The 19,247-nt window shown below is 38.9% G+C and carries 21 protein-coding genes; 19 read left to right on the top strand and 2 right to left on the bottom strand.

Features of this window, described 5'->3' with window-relative positions; all coding sequences use genetic code 11:
- Positions 1–18 precede the first annotated feature (18 nt).
- From ACOKFG_RS13190 to ACOKFG_RS13165, 6 genes are read left to right on the top strand one after another with little or no spacing between them, the layout of a single operon-like run.
- Positions 19–504: a GNAT family N-acetyltransferase gene (locus ACOKFG_RS13190; RefSeq protein ID WP_298790294.1), complete on the top strand. Its 486-nt coding sequence runs from the start codon at positions 19–21 to the stop codon at positions 502–504.
- Positions 505–1,368 carry a peptide chain release factor N(5)-glutamine methyltransferase gene (gene prmC / locus ACOKFG_RS13185; protein ID WP_298790292.1) on the top strand — a complete coding sequence of 288 codons (864 nt, stop codon included), beginning with the start codon at positions 505–507 and terminating at the stop codon, positions 1,366–1,368. It abuts the gene before it with no gap.
- A 1-nt stretch (position 1,369) separates the two neighbouring features.
- Positions 1,370–1,951 (top strand): TIGR00730 family Rossman fold protein, encoded by a 582-nt coding sequence (locus ACOKFG_RS13180; protein WP_422861423.1) that lies wholly within the window; start codon positions 1,370–1,372, stop codon positions 1,949–1,951.
- Positions 1,952–3,952, top strand: a complete 2,001-nt coding sequence (gene ligA / locus ACOKFG_RS13175; protein ID WP_299485713.1) for an NAD-dependent DNA ligase LigA — start codon at positions 1,952–1,954, stop codon at positions 3,950–3,952.
- Entirely contained in the window at positions 3,949–4,530 is a 582-nt protein-coding gene (locus tag ACOKFG_RS13170) for a M23 family metallopeptidase (protein WP_298790287.1), read from the top strand. The genes ligA and ACOKFG_RS13170 overlap by 4 nt, the downstream gene beginning before the upstream one ends.
- 9 nt (positions 4,531–4,539) lie before the next feature.
- Positions 4,540–4,839, top strand: coding sequence for a hypothetical protein (locus tag ACOKFG_RS13165; protein WP_298790285.1), 300 nt, complete (start codon positions 4,540–4,542; stop codon positions 4,837–4,839).
- Positions 4,840–5,072: 233 nt separating this feature from the next.
- Here ACOKFG_RS13165 and ACOKFG_RS13160 read toward each other — a convergent pair whose 3' ends face one another.
- Both ACOKFG_RS13160 and ACOKFG_RS13155 read right to left on the bottom strand, forming a co-directional pair.
- Positions 5,073–5,984: a metallophosphatase gene (locus tag ACOKFG_RS13160; protein ID WP_422861422.1), complete on the bottom strand. Its 912-nt coding sequence runs from the start codon at positions 5,982–5,984 to the stop codon at positions 5,073–5,075.
- Complete coding sequence (locus ACOKFG_RS13155; RefSeq protein WP_299173853.1) at positions 5,985–6,806, bottom strand: 5'-nucleotidase C-terminal domain-containing protein; 822 nt, start codon at positions 6,804–6,806, stop codon at positions 5,985–5,987.
- 7 nt (positions 6,807–6,813) lie between these two features.
- On the opposite strand from ACOKFG_RS13155, the gene ACOKFG_RS13150 reads away from it, so the two are divergent.
- The 13 genes from ACOKFG_RS13150 (at position 6,814) to ACOKFG_RS13090 (ending at position 19,202) form a co-directional block, all read left to right on the top strand.
- The gene (locus ACOKFG_RS13150; protein WP_422861421.1) at positions 6,814–7,347 is read left to right on the top strand and encodes a DUF6913 domain-containing protein; all 534 of its coding nucleotides are present in this window, start codon (positions 6,814–6,816) and stop codon (positions 7,345–7,347) included.
- Positions 7,347–8,237 (top strand): 4-hydroxy-tetrahydrodipicolinate synthase, encoded by an 891-nt coding sequence (gene dapA / locus ACOKFG_RS13145; RefSeq protein ID WP_422861420.1) that lies wholly within the window; start codon positions 7,347–7,349, stop codon positions 8,235–8,237. Before ACOKFG_RS13150 ends, dapA begins: the two co-directional genes overlap by 1 nt.
- A 117-nt stretch (positions 8,238–8,354) precedes the next feature.
- Positions 8,355–9,170, top strand: coding sequence for an outer membrane protein assembly factor BamD (locus ACOKFG_RS13140; protein ID WP_299173846.1), 816 nt, complete (start codon positions 8,355–8,357; stop codon positions 9,168–9,170).
- 20 nt (positions 9,171–9,190) lie between these two features.
- The gene (locus ACOKFG_RS13135; protein ID WP_116183203.1) at positions 9,191–9,517 is read left to right on the top strand and encodes a DNA-directed RNA polymerase subunit omega; all 327 of its coding nucleotides are present in this window, start codon (positions 9,191–9,193) and stop codon (positions 9,515–9,517) included.
- Between the two features lie 3 nt (positions 9,518–9,520).
- Positions 9,521–10,729, top strand: coding sequence for a bifunctional phosphopantothenoylcysteine decarboxylase/phosphopantothenate--cysteine ligase CoaBC (gene coaBC, locus ACOKFG_RS13130; protein WP_422861419.1), 1,209 nt, complete (start codon positions 9,521–9,523; stop codon positions 10,727–10,729).
- On the top strand, positions 10,722–11,612 hold the full coding sequence (locus ACOKFG_RS13125; RefSeq protein ID WP_299173841.1) for a DUF4835 family protein: 891 nt from the start codon (positions 10,722–10,724) through the stop codon (positions 11,610–11,612). The genes coaBC and ACOKFG_RS13125 overlap by 8 nt, the downstream gene beginning before the upstream one ends.
- Positions 11,613–11,658: 46 nt before the next feature.
- On the top strand, positions 11,659–13,311 hold the full coding sequence (recN, locus tag ACOKFG_RS13120) for a DNA repair protein RecN (RefSeq protein ID WP_422861418.1): 1,653 nt from the start codon (positions 11,659–11,661) through the stop codon (positions 13,309–13,311).
- An 89-nt stretch (positions 13,312–13,400) separates the two neighbouring features.
- Entirely contained in the window at positions 13,401–14,213 is an 813-nt protein-coding gene (locus ACOKFG_RS13115) for an enoyl-ACP reductase FabI (protein ID WP_422861417.1), read from the top strand.
- Between the two features lie 55 nt (positions 14,214–14,268).
- Entirely contained in the window at positions 14,269–15,276 is a 1,008-nt protein-coding gene (locus ACOKFG_RS13110; RefSeq protein ID WP_422861416.1) for a glycosyltransferase, read from the top strand.
- 88 nt (positions 15,277–15,364) lie between these two features.
- Complete coding sequence (locus ACOKFG_RS13105) at positions 15,365–16,234, top strand: YbbR-like domain-containing protein (RefSeq protein WP_298790261.1); 870 nt, start codon at positions 15,365–15,367, stop codon at positions 16,232–16,234.
- Positions 16,231–16,818 (top strand): dephospho-CoA kinase, encoded by a 588-nt coding sequence (gene coaE / locus ACOKFG_RS13100; RefSeq protein WP_299485698.1) that lies wholly within the window; start codon positions 16,231–16,233, stop codon positions 16,816–16,818. Before ACOKFG_RS13105 ends, coaE begins: the two co-directional genes overlap by 4 nt.
- A 77-nt stretch (positions 16,819–16,895) precedes the next feature.
- The gene (locus ACOKFG_RS13095; protein WP_298790257.1) at positions 16,896–18,476 is read left to right on the top strand and encodes a sensor histidine kinase; all 1,581 of its coding nucleotides are present in this window, start codon (positions 16,896–16,898) and stop codon (positions 18,474–18,476) included.
- Between the two features lie 12 nt (positions 18,477–18,488).
- A complete protein-coding gene (locus tag ACOKFG_RS13090) occupies positions 18,489–19,202 on the top strand; it encodes a response regulator transcription factor (RefSeq protein WP_298790256.1) in 714 nt (237 codons plus the stop codon).
- Positions 19,203–19,247 lie beyond the last annotated feature (45 nt).

The raw sequence follows: 19,247 nt of genomic DNA, 5'->3' as shown, positions 1-19,247 counted from the left end.
AGGATAATAAAATACATTATGAATGATGTTGTTATTCGGGAAATAACCCCTGAAGACAATGAGCGTGTAGCGACATTGGTTCGAGAAGTTTTGTTAGAAATGGGTGTGCCCAAAGTAGGTTCCGCATATGCAGATAAGGCACTGGACGATATGTATACCGCCTATGATGTTCCAAGGGCAATCTACTATGTGGCGGAGCTGGCTGGGGAGATTATGGGATGCGCAGGAATAGCGCAACTGGAGAATTATGAGGGCAACATATGCGAACTTCAGAAAATGTATGTGTCACCTAAGGCAAGAGGAAAAGGAATCGGAGCTAAATTAATATCCATTTGTGAGGGTAAGGCAAAGGAATTCGGATTTGACCAATGTTATCTTGAAACTATGCCCTATATGGAAGCTGCTCAAAAACTCTACAACCAACAAGGCTATGAGTATCTAGATGCCAGAATTGGGGATACTGGTCATTATGCATGTCCAGTTTGGATGATTAAAAAATTATAGGTGCTACTCAAGGAAATTAAGAACATTTTTCACTTGGAACTGGACGGGATTTATCCGCCAGAAGAGGTTGACACTTTTTTTTATCTGACTATCGAACATTTCTTGAAATTGGAACGATTTATTTTGGTAATGCAACCAAACTTAGTGGTGACCAAAGAAGAAGAAACTCCACTATTTGAAACATTAGCGGCTTTAAAGAAAGAGAAACCAATACAATACATATTAGGTAGTTCACACTTTATGGGTATGGAGTTTATGGTTAATGAAGATGTTCTTATTCCAAGACCAGAAACGGAAGAATTGGTGCAATGGATTGTTGATTGTTGTGAGGTCGAACGCAGTCAAGACCTAAACATACTTGATGTTGGGACCGGAAGTGGTTGTATTGCCATAGCTTTAGCCAAGAACATTTCAAACGCCAAGGTATATGCCATAGATGTATCGGAAAAAGCATTGAAGGTTGCAAACCAAAACGCGGTCTTAAATGATGCTGATGTCAACTTTCTTCAAAAAGATATTCTCGATTCTAACCCTGAATTGGGGTTAGAACTTCGGTTTGACATTATTGTTTCCAACCCACCCTATGTAAGAGAGTTGGAAAAGGACGAAATGAAGAAAAATGTCATAGAATATGAACCAGACTTGGCACTATTTGTTCCCAACAATGATGCGTTGCTATTTTATAGGAGAATAATTCAATTTGCAGATAAAAATTTAAAAGATAAAGGTATTCTGTTCTTCGAGATCAATCAATATTTAGGTAAGGAAACAAAAGTGCTTTTAGAAGAACATAATTTTTTGGAAATTGAACTTCGAAAAGACCTCTACGGAAATGATAGAATGCTAAAAGGTAAATTAAATTGATATGGACAGCATTGCGGTTTTTTGTGGAAGTAGCACAGGGAATGATCCCGAAGTGATAAAAATGGCCTTTCAATTGGGCGAACATTTGGCGATAAATGGCATCAATTTGGTTTATGGTGGAGCCAAAGTAGGATTAATGGGACAAGTGGCGGACGGAGTTCTGGTTAAAAATGGGAAGGCAATTGGTGTGATTCCTGATTTTTTAAAACGCAAGGAAATCCTTCATCCAAATATTACCCAACTGATTGTGGTGGAAACCATGCATGAAAGAAAATTGAAAATGCACGAACTGTCTAATGGTTTTATTGCGCTTCCAGGAGGTTTTGGTACTTTGGAAGAATTATTTGAAATCATAACCTGGGGACAACTTGGACTGCATCAAAAGCCAATTGGAATATTGAATACAAAAGGTTTTTTTGATGCTATGCTTCAGTTTTTGGACACTATGGTGATTAATGGATTTTTAAAACAAGAAAATCGGGATATGCTGTTGATTGATGATACTCCAGAAAGGCTTATCGCAAAAATGGAGGCATATAAACCTACGGCAGTTCCAAAGTGGATCGCAAAAGAGCAGACTTAGATGACCGTTAAAGAAAAAATTACCATTCTTAGAGATGAATTAAGGAGGCATAATTATAGCTATTATGTATTGGATAAACCTACCATCTCCGATTATGAGTTTGATGTAAAACTTAAAGAACTTCAAAAGCTGGAAGAAGAACACCCTGAGTTCTATGATGCCACATCACCGACACTTCGTGTTGGGGGAGCAGTGACCAAAAATTTTGAAACCATCCGGCATGAGCACCGCATGTATTCCTTGGATAACTCATATTCCAAAGAAGACCTTGAGGATTGGGAAAAGCGCATTCAGCGTATTCTCGGCGATGTTCCTGTGGAGTTCACTTGTGAATTAAAATATGATGGAGCATCCATCAGTCTTACCTATGAAGATGGAAAACTTATCAGGGCGGTTACTCGAGGTGATGGCTACCAAGGAGATGATGTAACCACCAATATTAAGACCATTAAGTCAGTGCCTCTGCAATTGAAAGGAGACTATCCGCCAAAATTTGATATCCGAGGAGAAATCATCCTGACCTTGGAAGGGTTTGCTAAAATGAACCAAGAGCGGATTGCCAATGGTGAAGAAGCATATATGAATCCGAGGAACACTGCTTCTGGAAGTTTAAAACTACAGGATAGTGCTTTGGTGGCGGAACGACCCTTGGAATGCTTATTATATAGCATTGTGGGTAAGAATCTCAACATCACTTCCCAGTTTGAAGTTTTGGACAAGGCTCGTTCATGGGGATTTAAAGTGCCGACGGTAGCAAAACATTGCAAAACAACTTCCGAGGTGATGCAATTTGTGGAGTACTGGGATGTACATCGACATGACTTACCTTATGAAACAGATGGAGTTGTTATTAAAGTGAACAGTCTTCGCTACCAAGAGGAACTGGGCTATACCGCCAAAGCACCACGTTGGGCCATGGCCTATAAATTTAAGGCGGAACAGGTGTCAACAGTTTTGAATGAGATTACCTATCAGGTTGGACGTACCGGAGCAATTACACCGGTGGCCAATCTTGAACCGATTTTGTTGGCTGGTACGACAGTTAAAAGAGCTTCACTGCACAATGCCGATCAGATTGAGAAGTTGGACATTCGAGAAGGGGACACTGTTTTTGTTGAAAAAGGTGGTGAGATAATACCCAAGATAATTGCAGTCGACTTTACAAAGCGCCCAACGGATTCAAATCCGACAAAATATATCGAAAACTGCCCTGAATGCGACACATTATTGATCCGAAAGGAAGGAGAAGCTCAACATTTTTGTCCTAATGACACAGGTTGTCCAACCCAAATTACTGGACGTATCCAACATTTTATATCTAGAAAAGCTATGGATATTGAGGGAATGGGAGGTGAAACGGTGGAGTTATTGTTCAAGGAAGGACTGATTGCAAACTATGCAGACCTGTATACCTTAACTAAAGAACAGGTGATGCCCTTGGAACGAATGGCAGAGAAATCTGCCGAAAACTTGGTAAAAGGAGTCGAAGCTTCCAAAGCTATTCCCTTCGAGAGAGTACTCTTCGGACTTGGTATTCGATATGTTGGTGAAACAGTGGCGAAAAAATTGGCCAAAGCATATAAGAATATTGATGCATTGCAAGAAGCATCACAGGAAGAACTTGTCGCGGTCGATGAAATCGGAGAGCGCATAGCGGAAAGTGTGGTGCAATTTTTCGCAAACCAAACCAATGTAGAAATCGTAGGAAGACTTAAATCGTACGGTTTGCAATTTTCACTTTCGGAGGAGCAATTGGAAAATCAATCAGATACTTTAAAAGGGCAGACGTTTGTGGTTTCCGGCGTATTTGAATCTATTGGTCGTACCGAATTAAAGAAACTCATTGAGGATAATGGGGGCAAAGTAGCTTCTTCCATATCGTCCAAAACTAGTTTTTTAGTGGCCGGAGCCAATATGGGGCCTAGCAAAAAAACAAAAGCCGAGGGACTTGGTGTGCCCATAATTTCAGAGCAAGATTTTTTATCCAAACTTGATTCATGATTACCAACACCACACGCCGTTTTTGGTATTTTCTGCTGACAAGTTTTGCTTTTTTGGTTCGGTACAGATACTTTAAAAGGTGGTTTTGGTTACCCCTTCTTGCAATTTTGATTGGGTTTTTATGTCCCCAACAAATAATTATCCCTGTTGATGGTGCAACTACCGATAGTTGGGATAAAAACTCGTTTTGGGCATACCCTTGGGGGAGTTCCGTCACTCATAAAGGCATAGATATTTTTGCCGAAAAGGGAACTCCGGTAATCGCATCAACGTATGGTATTGTGGTTTATACGCATGAAGGGGGCAAGGGTGGGAAATCCGTTATGGTCTTGGGTCCAAAGTGGCGATTTCATTACTATGCACATTTGGATGCTATTGACACTTTTCCTTTAAAACCTGTTAAAATAGGCTCTGTTTTAGGAACAGTTGGCAATACCGGGAATGCTGTGGGAAAACCAGATCATTTGCATTATGCCATAACTACACCGTTTCCTTACTTACATCTGAAAGATTCGGATGCAGTCCAAGGTTGGAAAAAAATGTTCTATTTGAATCCTGATACGTGGCTACGCCCTTAAATTTATGGAATGATACCCAAAACTTTTAATAATTTTCAAGATACATTGAACTCCTCGGAACCACCTGCTGCTTGGTCCTTGGCGCTACAATCTTTGTGGTGGGATGCCAAGGGCAACTGGGATGCATCGCATAACATTGCCCAAGACATGAATAGTACTATGGGAAACTGGATTCATGCCTATTTACATAGAAAAGAAGGAGATGATTGGAATGCGGGTTATTGGTACAGACAGGCTGGTAGGTCATTCCCTGAATCTACTTTTGAAGAAGAACTGCAAGAGTTGGTAGAGTCTGCTATCAATACGTAAAAATGCCGGGTAATTTACCCGGCATTCCCCTAACAGTTTAGTTTATTTGAGTTATAGCTTAAAAGGTACATTTCGTTTTGTTGTAAAACAATGGTAAAATACATGAAATGTTAAGTAAATAACAAACCTATTTCTATTTTATTCAATGTGGAGGTTCATTCAAGAAAATGAAAATCTAACCTGGTATAGTCTGGTTTTCGAATCAACTGGGATGAATCAGTCACAGGGTGCAGTTACACCGAGATGCTGACTCCATTTGCAGAAGCGTTTTTTGCTTCATCAAAGTAAAAATCAATGCGGCCTAAATTAAGACCATAAGCACCAACTTGGTTTACTAACACGGAGTTTCCTTTTTGATTGATTCGAACGTCTGGTTTGTCTAAAAAAGTATGAGTGTGCCCACCAATAATCAAATCTGTATAATGGGTTCGTTGTGCCAATTGCGTGTCAGAAGGACGATCAGGGTTTTGATAATCATATCCCAAATGGGAAAGACAGATAATTAGATCGCATTTTTCTTCTTCTTTTAGAAGACGTTCCGTGTCCAAGGCAATTTCAAAAGGATTGAGATATTCTGTTTCCTTGTAAAGTCGTTTGGTTACCAAGCCATCCAGTTTAATACCAATACCGTAGACTCCAACTTTGATTCCGTCCAAAAGGTAAGTTTGATAGGGTTTTACAAAACCGTTCATCACGGTGTTTGAAAAATCGTAATTGGCAGATAGCAATTTGAATGTGGCATTGGGAACTTGGGCCAACAAACCGTCAATTCCGTTGTCAAAATCATGGTTTCCAATGGTAGCCGCATCGTATTTGAGCTTACTCATCAGCTTAAATTCCAATTCGCCACCATAAAAATTGAAGTAGGGGGTTCCTTGAAAAATATCGCCGGCATCCAGTAGTAACGTATTAGGATTTTCGCTTCGAATCTGCTCAACCAAACTCGCTCTTCGGGCCACACCGCCTAAATTGGCATATTGTGAATGGGAGGTAGGAAAAGGGTCTATATGACTGTGAACATCATTGGTATGTAAAATGGTAATCTGTCGTGAACCCCATCCTTTGCACGAATTAAAACTCAATCCACCAAAACCAATAAGGGCTGAGGTGGCCGCGGTGTTCCGTAAAAAATCCCTACGCTTCATTTACTTTAATTGAATAAATCTGTTATCCACCGCAGCTTTTACGGTATCTATTTTTTTTAAATGATCTATAATGGCGTTACGCAAAAGATAACCAGTGTCAGTTACATTCACCATCTCATCAAAAAAACCAATGCTAGGTCCACCTTGAACCAGATAGTCAGAGGTGGCTACGTAGTAATTTCTGGTTTCATCAAATGGACTCCCTTGGATATCCACAGACTCCAGACCTCCATTTTTATTTAGAACAATTTGCATACCGGCAATGGGATGTGCCCTGGTCGCATTAACTAAGAAGTCGATAAGTTCTCTGACCGCAGCTCCATCCAATTCAACAACTGAAATATAATTCTCAAAAGGCATGATTTCAAAAGCATTTCTTGCTGAAACATTGCCTTTGGAAACGATGGTACGTATGCCACCTCTATTCAGAACAACAAAATCTAAATCTTTTCCTGTAGTTGATTTGAAAAGGGGACTGGTCTCGGCAAATACAATGTCGGCCATCAAATTCCCCAAAGAGGTATTGTGCGGGGCATCATCCAACGGAATGGTTTTGGGGGCATAGGCCAAAGCGCTATCCAAGACCTGATCAATTCGACTCTTAAATGGAGCTATATAGTCCGAAATCGAATCTACGCTGGCCAAACTAGTATCAATTTTCAGCTGTTTCCCTTGAACTTTTGTAAGCTGCCCTTTCTCTTGCTGACAGGATAGAAATAAACAAAAAGTTACAAATGCAACAAATTGTTTTAATTTTAAAATATACACGTGCTTATCTTTGTAAAGTAATCTTATGGAATAATTACCTTTGTAAAAATGCATAAAAAATATGTTTTTAAAAGGGTTCCAAGATAAATTTAAGGTTAAATCGGGTCTTAAATATTTAAAGGAGGAAATGGAAAAGCCTCCTAAAACAGTAGATAGGGAACATGGGATTACCAGTATAGGTTGCATTGTGGATGTGGATAACTTCCAGAATGCAGAGGTGTTCTACGAGCTTATAGATGAATATTCATTAAGGCCCAATGCCATAAAGATTATTGGATATAAGCGGGAATACGACAAAAATTCACCCTATGCCATCCAAATTTTTTCCGACAAAGATTTAGGTTGGAAGGGTGTTATAGAAAATGGATATGTGTTGGAGTTTTTAGGAAGGGAGTACGACATTTTGATCAACTATTATGAAGAGGATAATTTAATGATGAAACTCTTGTCAGTAAAAACTCCTGCAAGATTGAAGGTTGGTTTTGGAGCTTTAGATCCAAAAATCAATGATTTAATACTGAACACCAAACTGTCCGATTTTAAGATGTTTAAAAGTGAACTTAAAAAGTATTTGAAAGTTTTAAAAGAGTTGTGATGGAACAATTTACAGGCACTGGTGTCGCTTTGGTAACACCTTTTAACGAAGATTTTTCTGTGGATGTGAAAGCCTTAGAACTCATTGTGGAACATTGTGTGCAAGGAGGTATCGATTATTTGGTGGCGCTGGGAACAACAGCGGAATCGGCAACTTTATCGAAAGCAGATAAGCAGCTTGTTATTGATGTTATTGTTCGTGCAAATTCCGGAAGGTTGCCCTTGGTGCTGGGAATCGGAGGAAACAATACCGCTGCCGTTGTTGAAGAAGTTTCGCAAACAGATTTGTCGGATTTCGATGGAATTTTATCTGTTTCGCCTTATTATAATAGACCTACCCAAGAAGGGATATATCAGCATTTCAGAGCAGTTGCAAAAGCAACGCCTAAACCGATTATAATGTATAATGTTCCTGCTCGAACAGGAAGTAATATGTTACCAGAAACGACACTTCGTTTAGCTAGGGATTTTGAAAACATTGTTGCTATTAAGGAAGCCTGTGGTGATATGATTCAAATTGATGAAATTCTTAAGGATAAACCTGAAGACTTTATGGTAATCTCCGGAGATGATTTTACAGCACTTCCAACCGTTTTGGCAGGAGGGTCAGGTGTTATTTCGGTTTTGGGGCAAGGACTGCCCGATTCTTTTTCCAAAATGATTGAACTTGGCATTAATAATGGCTCGGATGAAGCTTATAAAATGCATCATGCCCTTCAGCCCTTAATGCAGTTAATTTTTGAAGAAGGAAATCCAGCTGGAATCAAAACGATATTTGAAACTTTGGGCATTTGTTCAGGTGTTGTAAGGTTACCTCTCGTGGAAGCAACACCCAATTTGAAGACCAGGATCGCCAATTTTTTGAAATCCTTTGACAGGGTTTATGCTTAAGAGGTGTTAAATGTTCGCCAAAACCTTGGCGGATGCACAATCTTGCTCTTATTTTCGATAAGGATATGATTTTTTATATCCGTTGATAATCACTAATTTTGCAAAATATTTTTGAGAATGAGGCCTGTATACCTACTACTTTTATTTGCATTTGTTTTTTCATCCTGTAACGAGTACCAGAAAGTACTTAAAAATGAGGATGTAAAGGCGAAATATGACTTGGCCCAAAAATATTATGACGAAGGGGATTTTAAAAGAGCCAAAAGACTTTACGAACAAATAGCACCACGTTATGTGGGCAAGCCTCAGGGAGAGCGTGTAATGTTCTTTTTTGCAAACACCTATTTCAAAACAGAAGATTATTATCTGTCTGGATATCAATTTGAACGATTTATAAAGTCATATCCACGAAGTGATAAGATTCAAGAAGCGAACTTTTTAGGAGCGAAAAGCTACTATGAGCTTTCACCTGCCTACTCGTTAGACCAAACAGATACTGATAAGGCATTGGTGAAATTACAATCCTTTATCAACACATACCCAGAATCTGAGTTCTTTGATGAAGCCAACGCAATGGCCAAAGAGCTTACCGCTAAGAAAGAGAAAAAACAACTTGAAATAGCCAAACAGTTTAACAAGTTAGGGCAGTTCAATTATCCTATTTTGGTTTCCGCCATTACTGCACTGGATAATTTTATTTCCGATAATCCTGGTTCCATTTACAGAGAGGAAGCCTTGTATTACAGAATAGAGGCCACAACGAATTTGGCCATGAACAGTGTGGAAGATAGAAGAAAAGAACGTTTGGAAGATGCACAAGCCTCTTACGACAACCTTTTGAAATACTATCCAGAAACAGAATTCAAAAAGAAAGCTGATAATTTGTCCAGCAAAATCCAAAAGGAATTGGGAGAATATTCCAATTCCAAATAAATAGTTTAAACACGCAGTCCATGCAAGATTTGAAAAATACCAAAGCACCCGTTTCTACTGTTACCCATAACAGAAATGAGTTCGATGAAAAAACAGATAACATTTACGAAGCCATTTCGATAGCTTCCAAACGTGCCATCCAAATCAATTCTGAGATTAAAAAGGAATTGTTGGAGAAGTTGGAAGAGTTTGCAACTTACAGCGATAGTTTGGAAGAGGTCTTTGAGAATAAAGAGCAGATCGAAGTTTCCAAGTTTTACGAAAAACTTCCAAAACCCCATGCTTTGGCAGTGTTAGAGTGGTTGGAAGACAAAATCTATTATAGAAACACAGAGAAAGACGCCTAAGAAATGCTTAGCGGTAAAAACATCCTTTTGGGCATTACCGGAGGAATCGCCGCGTATAAGACCACATTTCTTGTTAGGCTTTTGATAAAAGCTGGTGCTCAGGTCAAAGTAGTAATGACCCAAAGTTCCAGCTCTTTTGTTTCCCCCCTTACATTATCCACACTTTCCAAAAATCCAGTACTAATGGATTTTGTCAATGAGGAAGATGGTAGTTTATCATGGAACAACCATGTAGAACTTGGTTTGTGGGCCGATGTTATGATTGTTGCTCCTGCTACCGCGAATACACTTTCCAAAATGGCACATGGGACTTGTGATAATTTGTTGATGGCGACCTATTTATCCGCAAAATGCCCGGTTTATTTTGCTCCGGCAATGGACTTGGATATGTACAAGCACCCTTCTACCAAAATATCCTTCGAGAAACTGGAATCTTTTGGCAATACAATGATTCCGGCAGAATCCGGTGAATTGGCCAGTGGACTTCATGGTAAAGGACGTATGGCAGAACCGGAAGCGATAGTTGATTTTCTTCTTAAAGACTTAAGCAAAAATCTTCCCCTAAGCGGGAAAAAAGTCCTGATTACTGCTGGACCAACCCATGAGGCAATCGACCCAGTTCGATTTTTGGGCAATCGTTCCTCTGGAACAATGGGTTTTGAATTGGCAAAGCAAGCAGCAAGTCTTGGAGCCCATGTAGTATTGGTTTCTGGACCCACAAATTTGAGTGTTACCGAGGAGAATACTATAAACTTGGTAAGGGTAACCTCCGCACAAGATATGTTTGATGCTTGTCATGAATATTATGACGATATGGATGTTGCAATTTGCGCAGCTGCGGTTGCGGATTACCGTCCAAAACATATTGCAGCTGAAAAAATTAAAAAGAAAGAAGGGGATATGCACATTGAGTTAGAGCGCAACCCAGATATCCTATTTTCTTTGGGTGAGAAAAAGACAAATCAATTTTTGGTTGGTTTTGCCCTTGAGACGGAAAACGAACTTGAGAATGCCAAAGGAAAACTGAAGCGAAAAAATCTTGATGCCATAATCCTTAATTCGTTAAAGGACGATGGCGCTGGCTTTGGAGGAAGTACCAATAAAATCACCTTTATTGATAAGAATTTGGATATAAAAACGTTTGCTTTGAAGACGAAGCCCGAAGTAGCTTCCGATATTTGGGAAGAAATCATTGCCAGAGTCCATGCGTAATCTTTTAATTGTCGCTTTTTTTCTATCATTTTCTTATGCCATCGTTGCACAGGAAATGAATTGTACTATCACTGTAAATTCTGACCAGGTAAGTCAGACCAACCAGCAGATTTTTAAGACATTGGAACGTTCACTTAATGACTTTGTGAACAAGAATAAATGGACCAATCGCACCTATCGTGAGAATGAAAGGGTAAATGCCCGAATGTTCATTACGGTCACCCAATACGAATCTGACCGTTTCGAGGCCAATATCCAAATCCAATCTTCAAGACCGGTTTATAACACTTCATATGAAAGCCCCATCTTTAACTATAAAGATGATGTCTTTAATTTTCAATACCAAGAATTTCAACCCTTGGCCTACAATGAAAATGCATTTGAATCTAATCTTGTGGCGGTTATTTCTTATTACGTATACATTATGTTAGGTCTGGATGCAGATACCTTTTCTTTGGAAGGAGGGGACGATATGTACCGACAAGCACAAAACATTGTGACGCAAGCCCAGGGTTCGAACTCATCTGGCTGGAATCAGGAAACAGGGGAGAGAAGTCGTTTTGAGTTGGTAGACAACCTATTGAGCAATTCTTTTCGGGAATATCGCATAGCCATGTACAACTACCACAGAAAGGGATTGGATATTTTAGGAGATAACAACAGCACCGGCAAACAAATTATTGCTGGAAGTATGCGCTTATTTGAAACGCTCATTAAAAGAAGACCTAACGCCTTTTTGATTCAAACTTTCTTTGATGCAAAATCTGAAGAAATCCGGAATATCTTCTCCGATGGACCAAAAATCGATGTGGTAAAGCTCAAGGAAACCCTTAATAAAGTGGCGCCATTCTATTCCAGTACCTGGAACGAGATAAAATACTAGCCCATTTCTCCAAAGAGATTTATATTTACGGGGAAAATCTTCGACATTGCTTACAAATCTTTCAATTCGGAATTACGCCTTAATTGACGACGTGAATGTTACGTTCTCTGATGGTTTTACCACCATTACTGGTGAAACAGGGGCGGGTAAATCAATTTTGTTAGGTGGACTCTCTTTGGTCCTGGGCAAGCGTGCAGACCTTTCTTCGCTGAAAAACAAGGAACAAAAGTGCATTATAGAAGCTGAGTTTGAAGTTTCTATGTATAAGCTGAACAATTTCTTTGATCAATATGATCTGGATTATGAGGAAGTTACCATCCTGCGAAGAGAGATTTTGCCTAGTGGAAAATCAAGAGCGTTTGTAAATGATTCCCCGGTAAATCTGGATATTTTAAAGCAGTTAGGAAATCAGTTAATCGATGTGCACTCCCAACATCAAACCCTGCAACTGACCGAAAACGATTTTCAATTGAAAGTAGTAGACGCTTTAGCAGGCAACGTAGAAAATCTTGAAAAATATACCGAAAACTTAAACCAGTTTAAAACCGCTTCCGACGAACTGCAAGAATTGCTGGATTTTCAATCCAACTCTACAAAAGAGCATGATTACAATAGCTTTTTGTTGAAAGAATTGGAAGATGCATTTCTGAAGGAAGGAATGCAGGAAGAGCTCGAGGTTGAATACGGACAATTGAGCAATGTGGAGAATATTTTGGAGTTGCTCGCCAAAGGTCATCAATTGTTGAACGATGAACAAATGGGTTTGTTAGGTCGTTTCTCAGAACTTAAGCAGACTTTCCAGAATTTGTCCGAATATGGTAAGGAGTATGAAGCATTGAATGAGCGCATACAAAGCGTGGTGGTGGAGATGGATGACGTTTCCAATGAATTGGAAAATCTGAAAGATGGAGTTGAAGCGGACCCTGAGCGATTAAATGTGGTAAACGGAAGACTTCAACAGCTTTATGACCTTCAGAAGAAGCATCAGGTTGCAACTGTTGAAGAACTTATTCGGATAAAAAATCAGCTTTCTCAGCAGGTTGATACTGTTGCAAATATTGAATCCAAAATAGAAGAGAAGGAAGAAGTGGTGGCTAAAGTCAAACACCGACTTGAAAATTGTGCCGCTAAGATCAGAAAAGCAAGAAATTCAGTAATTCCAAAACTAAAGCAAATGCTTCAAGATAGTTTGCATGGTTTGGGAATGCCTTCAGCAACGTTCAATATCGAACTGAATCCCTCGAATACTTTTAAGCTTAATGGGAATGATGATTTGAGCTTTCTGTTTTCCGCTAACAAAGGTTCTGATTATGGAGAATTGAAGAAAGTGGCATCTGGGGGTGAGCTCTCTCGCATCATGCTCACAATAAAATCCATCCTAGCAAAGTACGAACAACTGCCAACCATGATGTTCGATGAAATCGATACCGGGGTCTCCGGTGAGATTTCGAATAGAATGGGAGAAATTATGCAACAAATGAGTTCTACGATGCAGGTTTTTTCGATTACACATTTACCACAAGTTGCGTCAAAAGGCAAACAGCAGTTTAAAGTTTTTAAGGAAGAAAGCACCCTGGGTACCACAACTCGAATGAAAAAATTAAATGAAGAAGAGCGAATTAGCGAATTGGCTGAAATGCTTGGAGGTAAGACTTTATCGGAATCTGCATTGGCCCATGCGAAACAATTGTTACAGTAATCTAATTGCAGTTTGAACAGTTAAAATCAAAAACCTAAAACTCGTCAAGAATAAATATCTTTGTCGGCAAAACCAACGATCTATACACTATGGCATATAATCTTTTAAAAGGTAAAAAGGGAATCATTTTTGGAGCATTGGATGAAAATTCCATTGCTTGGAAAACGGCAGAACGTGTTCACGAAGAGGGAGGCACATTTGTGCTCACCAATGCACCCATTGCAATGCGGATGGGGCAAATAAATGAACTGGCTAAGAAAACGGGCTCTGAAATTATTCCAGCAGATGCTACCAGCGAAGAAGATTTGCAAAATTTAGTCGAGAAGTCGATGGAGATTCTAGGCGGAAAATTGGATTTTGTGTTGCACTCCATCGGAATGTCGGTCAATGTTAGGAAAGGACGAGCTTACACCGATGAGAAATACGATTTCACCACCAAAGGTTGGGATGTATCCGCACTTTCGTTTCATAAAGTGATGCAAACACTTTTTAAGGCAGATGCCATGAATGAATGGGGTAGTATTGTGGCTCTTACCTATATGGCGGCACAACGTACGTTCCCTGATTATAACGATATGGCAGATAACAAAGCTTATTTGGAATCAGTTGCACGTAGTTTCGGATATTTCTTCGGAAAGGAAAAGAAGGTACGAGTGAATACGGTTTCCCAATCCCCGACTCCTACAACAGCTGGACAAGGTGTGAAAGGTTTTGGTGGATTTATCAGTTATGCTGAGAAAATGTCACCGCTAGGAAACGCCTCCGCTGCGGATTGCGCAGATTATACTATCAGCCTTTTTTCGGATTTGACTCGAAAAGTGACTATGCAGAATCTATTTCACGACGGCGGATTTTCGAACACCGGCGTAAGCCAAGAGGTTGTCGATGAGTTTAGCGAATAATCAAAAAATATAAATAAAAAAGCCATCCTTCAAAGGATGGCTTTTCTGTTTTTTAATGGAATTGAAGTTATCCATAATAGTACCCGTGTACAATAGGCCAGAAGAAATTCGGGAACTACTGGAGAGTCTTTGTTTGCAAACTACTCAGAAGGATTTTGAAATTGTGATTGTTGAAGATGGATCCAATGAAAGTTCAGAGGATGTGGTACAGAGATTCAAAAATCAATTGCAGATAGCCTATTACTTCAAACCAAATTCAGGCCCAGGTGACTCCAGAAATTTTGGAATGTCTAAGGCCAAAGGAAACTATTTTATCATTCTGGATTCAGACTGTATTCTACCCAAACAATATCTTGCTGAAGTCCATAAGGAACTTGAAACGGACTTTGTGCATTGTTTTGGAGGTCCTGATGCGGCTGATGAATCTTTTACCATCGTACAGAAGGCGATTAACTATGTAATGACTTCATTTTTTACTACTGGAGGAATTCGTGGTGGGAAAAAGTCGGTGGGCAAATTTCAGCCGAGAAGTTTTAACATGGGAATTTCCAAAGAAGCCTATGAAAAGGTAGGTGGTTTTGGAAGAATACACCCAGGTGAGGATCCAGACCTCACTTTTCGTATTTGGAAATCGGGTTACACGTCTAGATTATTTCCAAATGCATTTGTGTTCCATAAAAGACGAATAGATTGGAACAAATTCTATATTCAAGTCAATAAATTTGGGATGGTCAGACCTATTTTGAATAAATGGCACCCCGGTACCGCTAAAATAACTTATTGGTTTCCGACGATTTTTATTCTTGGTCTCAGTCTGTCTCTCGTGTTGTTACTAATGGGATTTGCTATACCAATAATCGTATATTCCGCCTATTTTTTTGTGTTATTTATTGATGCTCTGGCCAGTGCTAAAAATTTAAAAGTTGCCTTTCTTGCAATTTTCGCGGCCATAATACAGTTTACAGGATATGGGATAGGTTTTCTCAAATCGACAATGTTGCTTAATTTTAGTAGCAAGGAACCTGAAGAACTGCTTCCAAAACTGTTTTTTAAAAAACGATAGGGTGTTCAAAAAGCTTTTGACAAGAGTCAATAACAGAAAGGTGAAAGTGTTTTCACTTTTTTTGTTGTGCTCTTTTTTAGCTTGGTTTTTGAGCAACTTGTCAGAGTCCTATGAGTCAAGGGCCAATTTTTATCTCTATTACGAAAATTTACCTGATACGCTGCTATTGGGGAACAATTCTTCCAGGTCTATGGAGGCAAAAATCAAGACAAGTGGTTTTAGACATTTTTATTTCAACATATTCAATAAAAAAATTAATATAGACTTATCGCAATCTGTTTATGAAAACCAGGGGTACAAGTTGACCGAGGATGCGCTCAAAAAACAGATTGAAAGTCAGCTTTCGCAAAATATTTCACTAATAGATTTATATCGTGATGAACTTTTTGTTGATATGTACCAGGTAGCATCCAAAGAGGTCCCGGTAAAGGCAGTCTTGGACATCCAATTTCAACAAAACTACATTTTGGAAGGCGAGCCAGTTATTGAGCCACAAACGGTTTTGGTGAAAGGCCCACCAAACGAAATTGATACTTTACAACAAATAACAACGACCAAAATTGAATTGAGCAATATTGCTTCTGATTTTTCTGAAGACATTCCATTGGTGTTCCCCAAAAACATGACCAATAGTATTTTTTCAATTAGTCGGGTCAACATATCAGGCAAGGTGGTTCGGTTTTCGGAGAAGGTCTATGAGGTGCCCGTAAAAGTCTTGAACTTACCAGATGAGTATAAAATAAAGACCTTTCCGGCAACTGTGCCTGTGCTTTGCAAAGCCACAATTGAACAACTAAAGGTTATAACACCCAGTGACTTTGAAGTAGAAGGAGATTATGGTCAATTGGCAAACTCCAAAGATAACGTGCTCTTTTTGCAGATAACCCGTGAACCATCAAAAGCACATGGGGTACGATTATTGGAGAATAAGGTAAACTTCGTTTTAGAGCAAAAATGATTATTGTTGGACTTACAGGAGGGATAGGAAGTGGCAAGAGCACTGTGGCAAATATGTTCCGCGAACTTAATGTGCCTGTTTATGACTCTGATTTGGAAGCTAAAGAGTTAATGACTTCATCCCCGGTAATAAAAGAGTCTATAGTGGGTCTACTAGGCACGAAAGCATATTCCAAAGGTAAATTGAACAGACGTTTTATTGCGAACAAAGTTTTTAAAGACCCTAGCCTTTTGAAGCAATTAAATGATATTGTGCATCCTGAGGTTCGAAAGCATTTCTTGAATTGGACCAATACTCAGACCTCAAACTATGTGATTCAAGAAACCGCATTGATCTTTGAAAATAATGCTCAAGATAACTATGATTACGTATTGTTGGTGACTGCTCCAGTTCAACTTAGGCTTCAACGCGTAATGGATAGAGATAGTGTTTCCGAAAAAGAGGTTCTAGATAGGATGAAGAACCAAATGGATGATTTGGACAAAATTGAATTGGCAGATTTTTGTATTGAAAACATCCATTTGACGACTACACAAAAAGAGGTGAAAAAACTTCACCGCATGCTAGATGTGTACGCACACTAATTCAAAATTTTAACATTTTTGTTAAGGTTAGGTTAAACGGTGGAAAGCCTAAATGTTAAATTTCTAATTTTACCCCGATGAACAAGAAGCTATTCGTTCTTCTCGTCATTCTTATGAGTTTATCTCTAACAGGGATAATCTTTGTTCAAGTGTATTGGATAAGAACATCGGTTGACGACAAAGAGGAGCAATTCTCAAGAACGGTTACAGACATATTGGACAAGGTAGCAAGCAGGGTGGAGAAGAGTGAAATGAATTTTTACCTTGACCGGATAGCTTCACTGGCGGACAGTGTTGGAGAACCCAAAACAACCCAGTTCAGGAACTTTTTTTTCGTTGACAGGGATGTGAACTCTGACGAAATTCTCTTCTACTCCCATGGGATATTAGAAGAAGATTACAATATAACATCAACGTTCTTTGATAATTCGAGTGGTGAAGACAGCACCATAATAAAAAATTACACCAGTAAACGCACTAGAGCTGTGTTCAAGGAGGAGTACGGTTTGGACGGAAAGAGTTATAGCCTTACTCCAATTCAGAGAGCAGAGAAGATTGGCGGACTTTCTAGCATTGATAAAGCTGCTTTGGAAGATGTCTTTACAGAATACGCCAAGAGTCAACCAATTCATAAAAGAGTTTCAAAAACAGAATTGGAATTACTCCTGGATCAGGAACTACGGAACAGAAACATAGGTATCGATTTTGAATATGGTGTATATAGCCAAGGCTATCCAACAAAAATTAAATCGAAAAAGTTCAAGTTTTCAAAGTCTAGAATGTATGAGGCTCCGATTTTTAAAGATAGTGAGGGAAATACAAACTTCTCTTTGTTGCTGACTTTTCCAAAAGAGAAGAAGTTCATATTTGAATCTGTAATGGGAATGGCGCTGTTGTCTTTGATTTTTACCTTGGTTATAGTGATTGCTTACTCAAGCGCTATTTATCAACTTATAAAACAAAAACAGATATCCGAGATAAAAACAGACTTCATTAACAATATGACACACGAGTTCAAAACTCCGATTGCTACAATAAACTTGGCGGTTGAAGCGATACGAAATCCAAAGTCTATTGAAGATAAAGAAAAGGTGCTACGGTATTTGGGGATGATTAGAGAGGAGAACAAAAGAATGCATGCCCAGGTTGAAAATGTATTGCGGATTTCCAAATTGGAAAAAAACCAATTGGATATCAATAAAGATAGGGTAGATGCACATGATATTGTTACAGATGCCATAACCCATGTAGAACTGATTGTGAAGAACCGTGGAGGTTATATCAATGCTCATTTAGATGCTGAGAGGTCAGAGGTTTTGGCAAATGACATGCACTTTACCAATGTGGTGGTTAACATGTTGGACAACGCTATTAAGTACTCGCCAGAACCACCCAAGATTGACGTGTACACCGAAATGGTGAAGAATAGTATAATTATTAAAATACAGGACCAAGGAGCTGGAATGAGCAAGGTGGTTCTAAAAAAGGTGTTCGAGAAATTTTATAGGGAACACACAGGAGATATTCACAACGTAAAAGGCCATGGATTGGGTCTGGCGTATGTTAAACGAATTATTGAAGATCATCAGGGCGAAGTATACGCTGAAAGTGAAAAAGGAAAAGGAAGTACTTTTTATATAAAGCTTCCTTTAATATAGAAAAACAGAATTATGGAAACAGAGAAGAAGAAAATATTGTTGGTTGAGGATGACCCAAATTTTGGGATTGTGTTGAAGGATTATTTGTCCATGAACGACTTTGATGTTGTATTGGCCAAAAACGGTATGGAAGGTTTTGAGAAGTTCAAAAAAGATAATTATGACGTCTGCATTTTAGATGTTATGATGCCTTATAAAGATGGATTTACACTAGCTAGGGAAATCAGGGAAAAGAATGAAAACGTTCCAATTATATTCCTGACGGCCAAGACCATGAAAGAAGATGTTTTAAAAGGTTACAAAGCTGGAGCCGACGATTATTTGAACAAGCCCTTCGATTCTGAGGTGTTGCTCATGAAGCTTAAAGCAATACTTCAAAGAAAAGCATCTAGCACATTGGCAGACAGCAAACAATTTGAATTTGAAATTGGAAATTTCCATTTGAATTCAAAACTTCGATTCCTAAAATATATGGAGGAAGAGCCTGTAAAGCTTTCACCAAAGGAAAACGAATTATTGAGACTCCTGGCGTTGCATGAGAATGATTTAATGCCTCGAGAATTGGCACTGACAAAAATATGGAGAGATGACAACTATTTTACGTCTAGAAGTATGGACGTTTATATTGCCAAACTCAGAAAATATTTGAAGAAGGATGATGTAGTTGAAATCTTGAATATCCATGGAGAAGGATTCCGATTAGTAGTCAAAGCAGAAAATCAATAAAGATTTACCCAACTATAAATTCAACCACCTTTTAAAGGTGGTTTT

The sequence above is a fragment of the Flagellimonas rhodophyticola genome (assembly GCF_049332665.1).
Classification (GTDB): domain Bacteria; phylum Bacteroidota; class Bacteroidia; order Flavobacteriales; family Flavobacteriaceae; genus Flagellimonas.
The sequence above is the reverse complement of the archived record's forward strand: the minus strand, read 5'-3'. Positions and strand labels throughout refer to the sequence as shown.

Excerpts from the sequence above, each read along its gene's own strand:
- coaBC (WP_422861419.1), top strand. The coding sequence starts at position 9,521 with ATGCTTAGCGGTAAAAACATCCTTTTGGGCATTACCGGAGGAATCGCC.
- ACOKFG_RS13115 (WP_422861417.1), top strand. The coding sequence starts at position 13,401 with ATGGCATATAATCTTTTAAAAGGTAAAAAGGGAATCATTTTTGGAGCA.
- ACOKFG_RS13140 (WP_299173846.1), top strand. The coding sequence starts at position 8,355 with ATGAGGCCTGTATACCTACTACTTTTATTTGCATTTGTTTTTTCATCC.
- coaE (WP_299485698.1), top strand. The coding sequence starts at position 16,231 with ATGATTATTGTTGGACTTACAGGAGGGATAGGAAGTGGCAAGAGCACT.
- ACOKFG_RS13155 (WP_299173853.1), bottom strand. The coding sequence starts at position 6,806 with ATGCATTTTTACAAAGGTAATTATTCCATAAGATTACTTTACAAAGAT.
- ACOKFG_RS13095 (WP_298790257.1), top strand. The coding sequence starts at position 16,896 with ATGAACAAGAAGCTATTCGTTCTTCTCGTCATTCTTATGAGTTTATCT.
- ACOKFG_RS13125 (WP_299173841.1), top strand. The coding sequence starts at position 10,722 with ATGCGTAATCTTTTAATTGTCGCTTTTTTTCTATCATTTTCTTATGCC.
- ACOKFG_RS13180 (WP_422861423.1), top strand. The coding sequence starts at position 1,370 with ATGGACAGCATTGCGGTTTTTTGTGGAAGTAGCACAGGGAATGATCCC.
- ligA (WP_299485713.1), top strand. The coding sequence starts at position 1,952 with ATGACCGTTAAAGAAAAAATTACCATTCTTAGAGATGAATTAAGGAGG.
- ACOKFG_RS13150 (WP_422861421.1), top strand. The coding sequence starts at position 6,814 with ATGTTTTTAAAAGGGTTCCAAGATAAATTTAAGGTTAAATCGGGTCTT.
- ACOKFG_RS13190 (WP_298790294.1), top strand. The coding sequence starts at position 19 with ATGAATGATGTTGTTATTCGGGAAATAACCCCTGAAGACAATGAGCGT.
- ACOKFG_RS13135 (WP_116183203.1), top strand. The coding sequence starts at position 9,191 with ATGCAAGATTTGAAAAATACCAAAGCACCCGTTTCTACTGTTACCCAT.
- ACOKFG_RS13160 (WP_422861422.1), bottom strand. The coding sequence starts at position 5,984 with ATGAAGCGTAGGGATTTTTTACGGAACACCGCGGCCACCTCAGCCCTT.
- ACOKFG_RS13090 (WP_298790256.1), top strand. The coding sequence starts at position 18,489 with ATGGAAACAGAGAAGAAGAAAATATTGTTGGTTGAGGATGACCCAAAT.
- ACOKFG_RS13110 (WP_422861416.1), top strand. The coding sequence starts at position 14,269 with ATGGAATTGAAGTTATCCATAATAGTACCCGTGTACAATAGGCCAGAA.
- ACOKFG_RS13170 (WP_298790287.1), top strand. The coding sequence starts at position 3,949 with ATGATTACCAACACCACACGCCGTTTTTGGTATTTTCTGCTGACAAGT.
- ACOKFG_RS13165 (WP_298790285.1), top strand. The coding sequence starts at position 4,540 with ATGATACCCAAAACTTTTAATAATTTTCAAGATACATTGAACTCCTCG.
- dapA (WP_422861420.1), top strand. The coding sequence starts at position 7,347 with ATGGAACAATTTACAGGCACTGGTGTCGCTTTGGTAACACCTTTTAAC.